Source organism: uncultured Shewanella sp., from assembly GCF_947501665.1.
In the GTDB taxonomy this organism is placed as follows: Bacteria; Pseudomonadota; Gammaproteobacteria; order Enterobacterales; family Shewanellaceae; genus Shewanella.
The window spans coordinates 86,723-99,685 of record NZ_CANMWS010000001.1; the positions used below are offsets into that span (position 1 = coordinate 86,723).

General features: G+C 38.7%; 9 protein-coding genes. 2 read left to right on the forward strand and 7 right to left on the reverse strand.

Annotated elements, in window-relative coordinates; genetic code table 11:
* Positions 1-1,029, reverse strand: a complete 1,029-nt coding sequence (locus Q0976_RS00405; protein ID WP_299489687.1) for an alpha/beta fold hydrolase — start codon at positions 1,027-1,029, stop codon at positions 1-3.
* Positions 1,030-1,201: 172 nt separating this feature from the next.
* Entirely contained in the window at positions 1,202-2,995 is a 1,794-nt protein-coding gene (locus Q0976_RS00410; RefSeq protein WP_299489689.1) for a DUF885 family protein, read from the reverse strand.
* A gap of 205 nt (positions 2,996-3,200) precedes the next feature.
* Between Q0976_RS00410 and add the strand changes: the two genes are divergently transcribed.
* On the forward strand, positions 3,201-4,199 hold the full coding sequence (add, locus tag Q0976_RS00415; RefSeq protein WP_299489691.1) for an adenosine deaminase: 999 nt from the start codon (positions 3,201-3,203) through the stop codon (positions 4,197-4,199).
* 61 nt (positions 4,200-4,260) lie between these two features.
* On the opposite strand, the gene hemN is transcribed toward add, so the two are convergent.
* From hemN to Q0976_RS00435, 4 genes are all read right to left on the reverse strand, one after another.
* On the reverse strand, positions 4,261-5,619 hold the full coding sequence (gene hemN, locus Q0976_RS00420; RefSeq protein ID WP_299489693.1) for an oxygen-independent coproporphyrinogen III oxidase: 1,359 nt from the start codon (positions 5,617-5,619) through the stop codon (positions 4,261-4,263).
* A 119-nt stretch (positions 5,620-5,738) separates the two neighbouring features.
* Positions 5,739-6,194 (reverse strand): DUF2489 domain-containing protein, encoded by a 456-nt coding sequence (locus tag Q0976_RS00425; RefSeq protein ID WP_299489695.1) that lies wholly within the window; start codon positions 6,192-6,194, stop codon positions 5,739-5,741.
* 135 nt (positions 6,195-6,329) lie between these two features.
* Positions 6,330-6,866, reverse strand: a complete 537-nt coding sequence (gene yihI / locus Q0976_RS00430; RefSeq protein ID WP_299489697.1) for a Der GTPase-activating protein YihI — start codon at positions 6,864-6,866, stop codon at positions 6,330-6,332.
* Between the two features lie 944 nt (positions 6,867-7,810).
* Positions 7,811-8,431, reverse strand: a complete 621-nt coding sequence (locus tag Q0976_RS00435) for a c-type cytochrome (RefSeq protein WP_299489699.1) — start codon at positions 8,429-8,431, stop codon at positions 7,811-7,813.
* A gap of 170 nt (positions 8,432-8,601) precedes the next feature.
* Here Q0976_RS00435 and yihA point away from each other — a divergent pair, with 170 nt between their 5' ends.
* Positions 8,602-9,255: a ribosome biogenesis GTP-binding protein YihA/YsxC gene (gene yihA, locus Q0976_RS00440; protein WP_299489701.1), complete on the forward strand. Its 654-nt coding sequence runs from the start codon at positions 8,602-8,604 to the stop codon at positions 9,253-9,255.
* Between the two features lie 852 nt (positions 9,256-10,107).
* On the opposite strand, the gene polA is transcribed toward yihA, so the two are convergent.
* Positions 10,108-12,858 carry a DNA polymerase I gene (polA, locus tag Q0976_RS00445; RefSeq protein WP_299489703.1) on the reverse strand — a complete coding sequence of 917 codons (2,751 nt, stop codon included), beginning with the start codon at positions 12,856-12,858 and terminating at the stop codon, positions 10,108-10,110.
* Positions 12,859-12,963: the final 105 nt, after the last annotated feature.

The window sequence follows — 12,963 nt, forward strand, 5'->3', positions numbered from 1 at the left end:
TCAGGCGTGTAGTGCAAAAAAATCAAGAATACTGTTAAGTGCTAAACTGCGTGGTTTATCTTTTTCAATAAAAATCTCATGGCTGGCATCGGGGATCGAGATGAGCTGGATTTGCTGATGCGTTGAACTGGTACAAATTTTTGTTAATATGCCTGCCGCTCTATTTTGTGAGCGGTTATCGACGATTGTGTCTCTACCCGCTTGTAAAATGAGTAATGGTGCGGGTGGATTTTGTGCAACTAGCACTGCTTCTTCTGCAGCATCTATGGCTTCGACTAACCAATGATTGGTGGGAGCGCCAAGTTGTATTTGTGGATGTTGTTGATACAATTTTAGTAAAGAATGATAGCGCTCTTGACTGTGAGATAGGTGATTTTTAGAAAAAGGAGTGGCTTCATAATCTTTTCCGCCTAAAATATAGTTAGGCTCTCGTCTCATACACCGATTATCGAGCTTTTCGGCTAACCAGCGAATAAAACGACGGCTAATAGGCAGTTTAATCCCGTACATAGGGGAAGAAAAAGCTGCTGCCGTAAAGGTGTTAGGCGCTTTTTGCATGTAGAGTGTACCAATAGTACAGCCCATTGAGTGTCCCAGTAGGAACAATGTTTTATGCTGTTGTGGTAACACGACTTTATCGATAAAAAAGCTGAAATCATCAATATAAGTGGAAAACTTGTCGATATGCCCCTGCTGTGGGTTTAGGGTTATGCGACTGGATAAACCTTGGCCTCGATGATCAATAGCATAAACACTATAGCCTTGTTGATATAAATCGAATATTAACTCTTTATATTTTAAATAAGATTCTACTCGCCCGTTACTGATCACGATGGCGCGAGTCGAGTTGGGGTGTTTAATAAAGCAATAAGCTAAATGTAATTTATTGGCCGTTAGCAATACAGATTCTGTGATCTCTTTCCAAAATATGTCTAGCTTTGGGGAGTCGATTTGATTTTCTGATGAAAATTGTCTCACATTTTCAGTACTGGGCTCGAGTTTAGAGCTGCGAGGGGCAATTCTGGGCATGTTGGGTAATGTTATTGAGTGTGCTTAGGGCAGTGTAACAAACATCAATATGACTTGTATTCATTAAATGGGCTCTTTTTTATTGAAATACGATGCTGGATTAAAATAATTTCATCTTTATGAGAGCAATAAGATAAGTTTTTATTTTATTGCTCTCATTGATTTATAATTATTAAATTGTTGATTTTTCTTTGATAATAAAGTCCTGTATTTGCTGTTCCAGTATTGTCATCGGGACTGAACCATTGGCTAAAACCGCGTCATGAAAGCGGCGTAAGTCAAACTGTTCTCCCAATGCGAGTTCAGCTTGTTGACGTAGTTTTTTGATAGTCAATTCGCCAATTTTATAAGACAGGGCTTGTCCAGGCCAAGTGATGTATCTGTCTATTTCGGTGGTGACATTATGCAGTGATAATGCGGTGTTGCTTGCCATAAAATTGATGGCTTGCTGTCGACTCCAGCCTTTGGAATGTATGCCGGTATCGACAACTAAGCGTGCCGCTCGCCACATTTCATAAGTTAGCCGACCAAAATTACTGTATGGGTCTTGATAAAAACCAGCTTCTAGGCCTAAATATTCAGCATAGAGCCCCCAACCTTCTCCAAAGGCTGAAATATAGCTATAACGTCGAAAATTAGGCAGTTGAGTTAAGGATTGGTTGAGGGATATTTGCAGGTGATGACCGGGAACAGCTTCATGCAAGGTTAATGCTTCCAACTCATACAATGGACGCTTATTCAGTGCATAGGTGTTGACCCAATAGTATCCAGGCTCATCGTCACTACTACTGCCTAAATAGCGCCCTGTTGTGTATTTAGGCGCAATTTCAGCAGGAACAGGCGCAATACCATAAGGTGTTGTGGGTAGATGGGTGAAGTATTTTGGTAATATGGCATCGGCTTTTTTGGCAATAAAAGCCGCTTCTTTTAATAATTGCTCGGGGCTGGTGGGATAAAATTGTGGATCATTGCGTAAAAAATACAAAAAATCGGCAAAGCTGCCTGTAAATGTCAGTTCATCTATAATGGTTTGCATTTCTGCACGAATACGTTTGACTTCTTTGAGCCCTAAAACATGTACTTCATCAGCACTGATCTCACGGGTTGTGTAGTAGCGTACTCTGTTTTCGTAAAAGGCCTGCCCATCAGGTAAATCTTTGGCTGCAAGACTAATGCGTGCATTGGGAATATAATCTTGTGTCATGAAGCGATAAAAAGCTTGGTAGGATGGAATCACATTTTGTTGAATAAGCCATTCACCTTGTTGTTTAAAAGCTATTTTTTGTTGCTCTGTAAAATGTTTTGGAAAGGCGGTAAATGGCGCGTAGTAGCCACTTTCTCTCATTGGAACAATAAATGCTTTGATACTTTTCTCAAATCCCTCGAGCGTAACTTTTGGTAGGGTTATCCCTTCCTTAATGCCTTGCTGCAACCAAGATGTTTGCTGGTGGAAATAATGGGGAAGTAATTTGAGTTGATTGAGATAGTTTTCATAATCTTGTTCAGTCAAGAAGCGTCGATGACTAATGCGTGCGATGTCGGTATGAAATCCCCCTTCGGCGGTTAAAGGAAGATAATGCATTTTAAATCGATATTGATCGAGTGAGTCTTGTAATTGATCGGCTAAAATTTGCTTATCTATTCGTTGAGTTTTTGAGAGATCGGTCGTGGGGATCTGAGTCAGTTGACTCAGTAAATGGAGTTGTTGCTGATTGCGTTTTAATAATGCTTGAAGGGAAAGATCCGGCAGTTTTCCTGCTGCGCTTGTATCACCCAACTGCTTAGCAAGTTCGGGATCGCTTTGCAATCTTAATTGCCAAGCTTGATCTATAATCTTAGTAAGCTGTGCTGTAGCGATTTGTGTGTTTTGCTGATGGTTTTTCGATGAAACATTGGTATAAAGTGGAGAAACTTGGCAAGCACTTAATTGAGCGATAAAGAGGAGTGTCAGTAAAAGTCGATACATTTCAGTTGTTCTGATTTATTTTTATAGTGGGGTTATTATGCGCCATTGAGCATGTAAATAATATTCGCTTATTTCACTTTTAATGTTAATTAGTTAAAAAGATCTCGAGAAAGCCAGAAACACAGGTGTAAGCCGTGATATCATGCGTGCAGCTCAATACCAAGTAAAAAGATGTTTGGTTGAGTGGTAGACATAGGGGTTAAAAATGATCGATACATCTATTCCACTGGTGGATCTCCACCGACACCTAGACGGTAATGTTAGGGTGGAGACAATATGGGATTTGGGACACCAGCATAATATCGCCTTACCGGCGAATTCATTGGATGAATTAACACCATTTGTACAAATTCAGGGTAAAGAAAACGATTTAGTGGGTTTTTTAACCAAACTAGATTGGATGGTTGCAGTATTAGCCGATTTGGATGCAGTTAAACGTGTTGCTTATGAAAATGTTGCCGATGCAGCTTTGTCAGGCTTAGATTATACCGAACTGCGTTTTAGCCCTTATTACATGGCCATGAATCATAAATTACCTATTGAAGGTGTCGTTGAAGCGGTGATTGACGGTGTTAAATTGGGCATGAAAGACCATCAAGATTTAAAAGTGAATCTCATTGGCATTTTGTCGCGGACATTTGGCCAACAAGCCTGCCAACAGGAATTAGATGGCTTATTATCACAGCGGCAACATTTGGTCGCTGTTGATATTGCTGGTGATGAGATGGGATTTCCTGGTGATCTTTTCACCTCTCATTTCAAACAGGCTCGCGATGCTGGTTTAGCGATAACAGCTCATGCTGGAGAAGCTGCGGGTGCAGAGAGTATGTGGCAAGCGATAGAATCATTAGGGGCAACGCGTATTGGTCATGGTGTGAATGCTATCCACGACCCTAAGTTAATGGAATACTTGGTTAACAATAAGATAGGGATTGAGTCTTGTCCGACGAGTAATTTACATACCTCAACGGTGGCTAATTACCAAGTTCATCCATTGCGACAATTTATGGAAGCTGGGGTCTTAATAGGGTTAAATACCGATGATCCTGGCGTGAGTGCAATTGATATTAAACATGAATATCGCGCTGTTCAAACAGAGATGGGTTTTAGTGCTGTAGAACTTGCTCAATTACAGCGTAATGGGGTTGAAATGGCTTTTCTATCTGATAGTGAACGTAAAGCATTATACCAATCAAAAGCTTAAAACCTGATGGGAATGTATAAAAAACCGGCTATGCCGGTTTTTTTGTTTTTTGGGGTTCAAATCAAATGACTCTGGAAAATGCTTGTTGCTTAGCATATTGACGTATATAGACATCAAAACACATGCAAATATTGCGAATTAATAATCGTCCAGTCGGTAATACAGTGATACCTTGTTCTGTGACTTGAATGAGATCATCGTCGATAAAAGGTTGTAATAAAGCCAAATCTGTTTTGAAATAATGCTTAAAGTCTAGTGTGAATTTATGTTCAATCTCCTGAATATTAAGTGAAAAATGACATATAAGCTGCTTAATCACTTGACGCCTAATCACATCATCTCGATTGAGTTCACACCCTTTCCATAATGCATGTCCATACTGTTCGATAGCATTATAATAGTGTTTAATGTCTTTTTGGTTTTGGGCATAACATTGGCCTATTTGACTAATAGATGATACACCTAATCCGAGTAAGTCACATTCTGGTTGTGTGGTATAGCCTTGAAAGTTACGGTGTAATTTTCCTTGGTGTTGCAATTTAGCCAGTGTATCGTTTGGTTTTGCAAAGTGATCCATGCCGATATATTGGTAACCTGCTTGCGTTAATTGCTCGATGGTGTGTTTAAGCATTGTCAGTTTTTGATTGGCGTTGGGTAAATCTTTATCATATATTTTACGCTGGGCTGCAAAGCGTGAAGGGAGATGTGCGTAGTTGAATACCGACAATCGGTCAGGATTAAGCTCAATCACTTTTTTAATGGTTTGTGAAAAACTGTCTGCTGTTTGATGAGGCAGACCATAGATAAGATCGATACTAGTAGAACTAAATCCTATTTGTTTGGCTTGGTGTACTAGATCGAAGATAAAGCTTTCATCTTGTTCTCGATTTACCGCGTGCTGTACTTTTTTATTAAAATCTTGAACACCAATTGAGAGCCGATTAAAGCCAACTTTTTTCAGTGTATTGAGTATGGACAGTTCAATTTCACGAGGATCGACTTCTATTGAAAACTCGCCTTCATTGGAAAAGGTAAAGTGTGCTTTTAACCAAGAAAATAAATTTTCAATTTGAGTTGAGGTTAAAAAGGTTGGCGTTCCTCCTCCTAAATGTAATTGAGTGACTTTATAATCTGCGAATAAAGGTGCACGAGTAATGATCTCTTTTTTTAGATAGGTTAAGTATTGATCGGCTTTATGCTGATGACGAGTAATGATTTTATTGCAGCCACAGTAGTAACAAAGTTTGGCACAAAAAGGAATGTGGATATATAAGGATAAGGTCTTACTGGGACTTTTTGCTATAGCGTTGAGTAAGTGGGATTGATTAAATGCTTCATTAAATTCAAGTGCTGTTGGATAAGAAGTGTAACGAGGTCCACTGTGGTTATATTTTTCGATCAAAGATTGATCCCAGCGCATAAAGCATACTCTCAACGTCAGTAAATGTGTAAAGAGTATGCCTTGATAGTCATTTGCTGATCTTGATCTAGATTATGAAAACGGCCTTTAATGTCTTAATAAGCTGTAGAATATTTAAGTTAGCCTTGATATTGAGTTAAGTGTTTAGCTTCATCTAAAATCGCCACTGTTAATTTTGATTCTGATCGCATACGTTGATAATCTAATTGCATGCGTTGCTGCTTAGGTAATGATTTTCTTTGCTCTTTAATGGGATGGGTTTTGATAACATTGTAATGTTCAAAGAGTGAAGGGTAGTCTGGTGTGACTTGCTCTGTGAGTCCTAAGATATCGAATAGTTTGGCAATTCTGATGACACCTTCAGAAATTTCACAGCGTTCTTCAAGCATGGCTTGTGCAATATAGCGAATATTGTCGAGTAATTTATTCACACGTTCTTGCGCGGCTTTTTCTTGTGCTTGTTTTGCTTGAATGGCTGCTTGGTTTTGTTGTTTAACCTTTAGTAGTAGATTGATTGCATAGCCTGATAATATCGCAATAATGACTAAAGCTAGAATAATGAAAACGGTATACATAGAGTGTCCTCACTCAGTTAGCATCGGTAAGTGTAACATGTTGAGTATTGATAATTTTCGATATAACAATGAATAAAGTAATGCCAACATTTTAAATGTTGGCATTATCTCTTACCAATGCAAATTAATTATGCGTTAGTCTTTATGTTGATAATCTTTGAGTAAATCAGCCCCAGATTCAAATTGGTCGAAGAGATCGTCATCAGTACGAGATGATTTTACTGACGTTGAAACTTCTTCTTCGTCAGTAATGCCCAGTTTATCCATCAGTCGTTCTATTTTGCTTAACTGCTTGTTTAGCCACTCTTGATCATCTGCAGCTAAATTCTTTCCTTCTTCTAGCATGTCCAGTAAGTTATTTAATCTAGGATCTTCTTCTAATTTAAGTAACTGGGCTTCATCACTTAATTTAGGTGATGGGCTTTTCTTTACTGTTGTTTTTTCTGCTTTGATCCCTAGCTGTATTGGTTTTTTACTGCCATGGCGAGGATCGTTATTTTTTGAGCCACTACCTTGGGTATGCTGTTGAATGATAGCTTCATTGTGACGACTACCGGATTTATTACCAGAATCTTGCTTTTTTCCCGTAAGAACACGCTCTTGTTTTTTGGTTCTTGTTTTTAATTGTGGTGGGTTTTGATTGTTTTTACGTGTTTTTTTACTGCGGGACATAGCTTTATCTCGATAACTGAAAAGACTGTAGCACAGGAAAACGAATCGAAGTTTACCTGCAACTGAAGTTAGATCGCGTTTTATACCAGATCCTGATGCTTTTTGCACCACAATGCGATCGTTTTGCTGTAAATAATAGCTTAATATGGTGTTGCTTGGCCACAAACTGGGAGGTTTGTTGAAGATGATATCATTTTATTTAGTGGGTATTGAGTTTTATGTAAGAATAAAAAAAGGCGACAGAAGTGCTGTCGCCTTATAGAAGAGTGTCAATTGACACTTAATTTTGATTCCAAGTATCCCTGCTTGCTATGCAACTTCCCGGTCGGTATCCGTCTTTTTTGAGCCTGCTTTCCTTGCATTTTTATTGTTATTAGTCATCACTGACATTTATTACTTTTCCATTATCATCCTGATTATCGCTTCCGTAGATGAGCATCATGTCTCATCAGTATCCTTTTCGCCTATCTATGACGCCTAAGTAACCATCCATATCAGTAAAATTTAATTCAGAATAACAAATTACCATTTTTATTATCCGTACACCTCTTAAAGAGAGTCGGCTATGATTTATGTTAAACTGGTAGGTAAAGTTAAATGCTAAAAGGCCAATAGGTATCCTACCTAGTACTTTACCGTAATCGTTTGACCTGAACTTCAAAGTGAAGTTATTTCATCAAAAGATGAATGGCCTTAATTTATTATGATTATTATTGAGTATCTTTATTCTTATATCTTAAATGTAACATACCGACATCTGAAAGTTGTTCTTAAATATTTTTGTACTAACAGTTGGGTTTGTCTCGGTATGTAGAGTATTAAACCTAAATCTAATATTCATGTCAATAAATAATCGAGTTCAGTTTACGTTAAGGTAAGATTTTTGGGAATAAAAAAGGCAGCAAGGCTGCCTTTTGTTAAATTGGAGTTATTTTGTGTTAAATTTACTTAAGGTCTGAAATATATTGAGATAACGCTTCAATATCGGCATCGTTTAGCTTTTTTGATGTCGCTTGCATCATACCGTTTAGATCATTGTTACGATTTGTATCTTTGAATTTATTCAATTGGATTTTGATATAATTGGCATGCTGGCCACCTATCATTGGGAATCCTGCCAGCCCCATACCTTTGCCATCGGGCCCATGACATGCGATACACGCGGTTATTCCACGGGTGGCATCGCCGACTTTATACAATGTTTCACCGAGTTCTGGCACATTGTTGACGTCAATAGGTTGTTGAACCTGGCTTGCATAATAGGCTGATAAATCTTCAATGTCTTGATCGCTTAACGCGATGCTCATACCACCCATAATGGGATCGACGCGACCTTCTTTACCCCCCGTTTTCATTGCACTTCGAAAATCAGTTAACTGCTTTTCTAAGTAAGAGGCATGTTGCCCTGCAATTTTTGGGTACATGTCTATCATGCTATTGCCGTCAACACCGTGGCAAGCAGAACAAACAATGGCTTTCGTTTTTCCGGCTTCGGCATTACCTTCAGCTATAGCAGGAGAAGAGATAGTGGCTACTGCAGACAGCACAATTGCTAACTTTTTCATGGCGTTCCAACTTCTTATTAAAATATTTGTCCTGAGCTTACTGGGATGACCCGTAAGCATGATAAAATAGTATTTATGTAATCGGGGTAATATTTTACACGAAAATGTAAAAATGTAAGCAATTCTTCGATATTTAAACAGTTAATTTGAAAAATTTTTTGGAGTAAATTGTGTCAGGATCTCGTATTGATTTTAGAAAAGCGAAGTTTTTAATTAGTGCCCCTGATATTGCACACCTTGATGAGCACCTTCCTGGTGACGTGGGAGTTGAAATTGCCTTTGCTGGTCGTTCTAATGCAGGAAAATCCAGCGCTCTCAACCTGTTAACTGAACAAAAAGGACTTGCTAGAACGAGTAAAACACCAGGAAGAACACAGTTAATTAACGTTTTTCAATTAGATGAACATCGCCGTTTAGTCGATTTACCGGGCTATGGATTTGCTCAAGTTCCATTAACATTAAAGAAAAAATGGCAACAAGCGTTAGGACAGTATTTACAAGATCGCAGTTGTTTGAGTGGTGTTGTTGTGTTGATGGATATTCGACATCCATTAAAAGATCTTGATATGCAAATGATAGAGTGGGCCGTAGGCAGTAATATTCCCGTGCTGGCTTTGTTAACCAAAGCCGATAAGTTGGCCCAAAGTGCTCGTATGAAAACGGTCAATGAAGTCAGAAAAAGCTTAGCTGATTTTGATGATGCAGTCGTCGTAGAGCCTTTTTCTTCACTAAAAGGAATAGGCAAAGCAAAAGTGTTAGGTATTTTAGATGGATGGTGTAAACCACAATGGCTGATGGATGCGTTAATAAAAGATGAAGAGTAGTATTGTTATATTTTTCGGCTTTTTAAGCGGTTAGCCCATGGTTTCCCCTTTTATGTCTGATCAGATTAATCTTCGAACCTTATCATTTAAATTTTGATCAAAAAAATAGCCGATGGAATAACCATCGGCTTAAATATTAGCTCTTTTGGGGAGAAGCTAAATTCAACAAGACTTAAGTGCTATCAATAGGTGTTGATAGTGCTCAGTAAGCCTATGATAACGGTATTTGCAATCAAATTAAAGTATTTACTCTAAAAAATGTTGTAGGCGAAAAAAAGCCCCAGTAAATAATTTACTGGGGCGCCATAATTTGGCATTCGCTTGAATCACTAGCGAATAAAAAAGGTTTGAAAGATAGAACATCTTAACCTCTGTACCCTACAAACGTAATATTACCTCATTAAACTGAATATGAAAAACTGTTTTTTGTTTTAAGATACAGTTTTTAGTTGTCAATTATGATAAATGAGTGAAAAATATTCTTTTTTTGATCTAAAAATTTCATAAAAAAATTTTAATTTCATTATTAGAAAGGGTGACTTGTTGTGAGTCTTTTTGCGGCCGATTGTCACTTTTTTATCAATTTATTATGAGGATATTAGCTGGGCTTGATATCTTTAATATAGAACTTAATGGTTGTTGATCCACATCCATTTGGTCGGATATAGCTATATATGGATCCTAAAGTATGTTGGAATCTCTGAGGGGGTCAGAATTGATTATTTCTATAATAGAATTGGTATTACAATCGTATAAAGGGAATAGAAGGGAGTGTTGTGAGATGAAAGGCACTATTTTTAGCAACGGCTTTACCGCCATAAGTGCCTTATTTGTTTACGAGTCACTCAGCGATTAGTGAGCTTGCTCCCAGTTATCACCAATACCAGATTCAGCGAGTAATTCCACATCTAAATTAGCGGCTTGCGCCATTAATTTACAGATTTTATCTTGGTAGTTCTCTGCTTTATCGGCATTGACCTCAAAGACTAGTTCATCATGTACTTGCATGATAAGTGCTATTTCACCTTGAGTGTCGTCAGTTATCCATTGATTGACTAATATCATGGCTTTTTTAATGATGTCTGCTGCCGTACCTTGCATTGGCGCATTAATGGCGGCTCTTTCGGCGGCTTGACGTCGCATGGCATTGCGATCTTTAATGGCGGGAAGATAGAGTCTTCGTCCAAAAAGGGTAGAGACATAACCTTGCTCAGCAGCGATGGCGCGGGTTTCCTCCATGTAAGTTAATACGCCCGGATATCGTTTAAAATAAGTGTCTATATAACTCTGAGCTTCATTTCTGGGAATATCGAGCTGTTTAGCTAGGCCAAAGGCTGACATACCATAAATAAGTCCAAAGTTAACGGCTTTAGCTCGACGGCGTTGATCTGGAGTGACCTCATCAAAGTCCACACCAAAGACCTCTGCAGCTGTTGCTTTGTGGATATCTTTACCTTCAGCAAAAGCGGTTAATAGCCCTTTATCTTGAGATAAGTGCGCCATGATCCTGAGTTCAATTTGAGAATAATCTGCGGCGAGAATTTTTTTACCTTCTGGCGCAATAAAAGCATGACGGATTTTACGCCCTTCTTCGGTTCTTATTGGAATATTTTGTAAATTAGGCTCACTAGAAGACAGGCGACCTGTTGCTGCATTAGCTTGATGATAGCTGGTATGTACTCTTCCGGTTTTAGCGTTGACCATTAAAGGCAGTTTATCTGTATAAGTACTCTTTAATTTAGCTAGACTACGGTGCTCTAAGATAATCTTGGGTAATGGATAATCAAGCGATAATTCGATTAGAACTTCTTCTGCAGTTGATGGGGCACCTTTAGGTGTTTTTTTGATCACAGGGTAGCCCAGCTTTTCAAAGAACAATGTTTGTAATTGCTTGGGGGAACTTAAATTAAAGGATTCCCCTGCAATGTCATAGGCTTTTTGTTCTAATTCATCAATTTTTTGTGCAAGCTCTGTACTTTGCTGACTTAGCAGCATGCTATCAATGAGTACACCGTGACGCTCTATGTTTGATAGGATGCTAACTAAGGGCAATTCTATTTCATTAAAAACAGGGATAAGATCTTTCTGCTTGTTTAACTGAGACCATAAGGTTTGATGTAGCCTTAACGTAATATCGGCATCTTCAGCGGCATAAGGTGCGGCGGTTTCAAGTGGAATTTGATTAAACGTCAGCTGTTTTGCCCCTTTACCGGCAACCTCTTCAAATTTGATATTTTTATGACTTAAATACTTTAGTGCTAAATCATCCATGTTGTGTTTAGAAACAACAGAATTAAAGACATAGGACTCCAGCATGGTGTCAAATTGTATGCCTGCTAAGGCAATACCATGATTAGCGAGGACACTCATATCATATTTGAGGTTCTGACCGACTTTATTTATTTGTGCATTTTCTAAAATAGGTCTGAGTTTTTCAAGTGTTGTATTGAAGTCTAGCTGCTCTGGTGCATCAAGATAATCGTGGCGCAGAGGTAAATAGGCGGCTTTTCCAGCTTCAACAGCAAAAGAAAGACCGACTAATTCGGCATCCATATAATTTAAACTGGTTGTTTCAGTATCAATAGCAATGAGCTCTGCTTTATTGAGTTTACTGAGCCAATCTTCAAGTTGAGTTTCTGTGGTAATCGTCTCATATTCAGATTGGATAATGTTTGGCGCATCAATACTACCCGTTTTATGATCATTTGTTGAGTGACTTTCTTTACTCAAGGCTTCGGCTAACCAACGTTTAAATTCCATTTCACTGTAGCATTGAATTAATGCTTCTTGATCAACGGGCTTGATATTAAGTTGTTGCCAAGTTTCTTCTAGTTCAACATCCAGTTTTATGGTGGCAAGTTCATAGGATAATTGTAACATATCACCATGTTCTGCCAGTTTTGCTGGCATGGTTTTGGCGCCGCGAAAACCGAGCGCAGGGATCTTATCTGCTTGACTGATAATCTCTTGTATACCGCCAACACCTTGAAGCATAGCAAGGGCGGTTTTTTCTCCAACGCCTGGAAGACCAGGAATATTGTCGGCTTTATCCCCTTGTAAAGCGAGTAAGTCAATAATTAATTCTGGGCCTACGCCAAATTTTTCCGTGACTTCTTTAATGCCCATTGTTGTATCAGTCATTGTGTTAATCAGTGTGACCTTATCATTGACAAGTTGCGCCATATCTTTATCGCCAGTACTAATGAGAACTGAACGTCCCTCAAGGCTGGCTTGTGTTGATAGGGTACCTATCACATCATCAGCTTCGACGCCTGGTATGCTGATAAGTGGTAAACCGAGAGCTTTAATTGTGCGATGAAGAGGCTCTATTTGAGAGCGTAAATCATCAGGCATCGGGGGGCGCTGTGCTTTGTATTCTGCATACATCTCATTTCTGAAGGTATTGCCTTTTGCATCAAAAATGACGGCCATTTGTTTAGGTTGATATTGTTTTAATAAACTACGAAGCATATTAATTACACCATAAACAGCCCCAGTGGCTTCGCCTTTTGAGTTGGTAAGATGTGGCGGTGCATAATAAGCTCTATAAAGGTAAGAGGAGCCGTCAACAAGCACTAAAGGGGTTTCTGTAAGATCTGGCATAATTTTCAGTATCAATTGGGGAGCGAAAAGAGTGATAGCATGCCATATCAGGCGAGTTTCAGCCATGATCAATTCAGACTACCCTTGTGGATAAGTCTGTTAGTT

What these genes read in the sequence shown, in the direction of transcription:
- Q0976_RS00405 (WP_299489687.1), bottom strand. Translation starts at nt 1,029, where the DNA reads ATGCCCAGAATTGCCCCTCGCAGCTCTAAACTCGAGCCCAGTACTGAA.
- Q0976_RS00410 (WP_299489689.1), bottom strand. Translation starts at nt 2,995, where the DNA reads ATGTATCGACTTTTACTGACACTCCTCTTTATCGCTCAATTAAGTGCT.
- add (WP_299489691.1), top strand. Translation starts at nt 3,201, where the DNA reads ATGATCGATACATCTATTCCACTGGTGGATCTCCACCGACACCTAGAC.
- hemN (WP_299489693.1), bottom strand. Translation starts at nt 5,619, where the DNA reads ATGCGCTGGGATCAATCTTTGATCGAAAAATATAACCACAGTGGACCT.
- Q0976_RS00425 (WP_299489695.1), bottom strand. Translation starts at nt 6,194, where the DNA reads ATGTATACCGTTTTCATTATTCTAGCTTTAGTCATTATTGCGATATTA.
- yihI (WP_299489697.1), bottom strand. Translation starts at nt 6,866, where the DNA reads ATGTCCCGCAGTAAAAAAACACGTAAAAACAATCAAAACCCACCACAA.
- Q0976_RS00435 (WP_299489699.1), bottom strand. Translation starts at nt 8,431, where the DNA reads ATGAAAAAGTTAGCAATTGTGCTGTCTGCAGTAGCCACTATCTCTTCT.
- polA (WP_299489703.1), bottom strand. Translation starts at nt 12,858, where the DNA reads ATGCCAGATCTTACAGAAACCCCTTTAGTGCTTGTTGACGGCTCCTCT.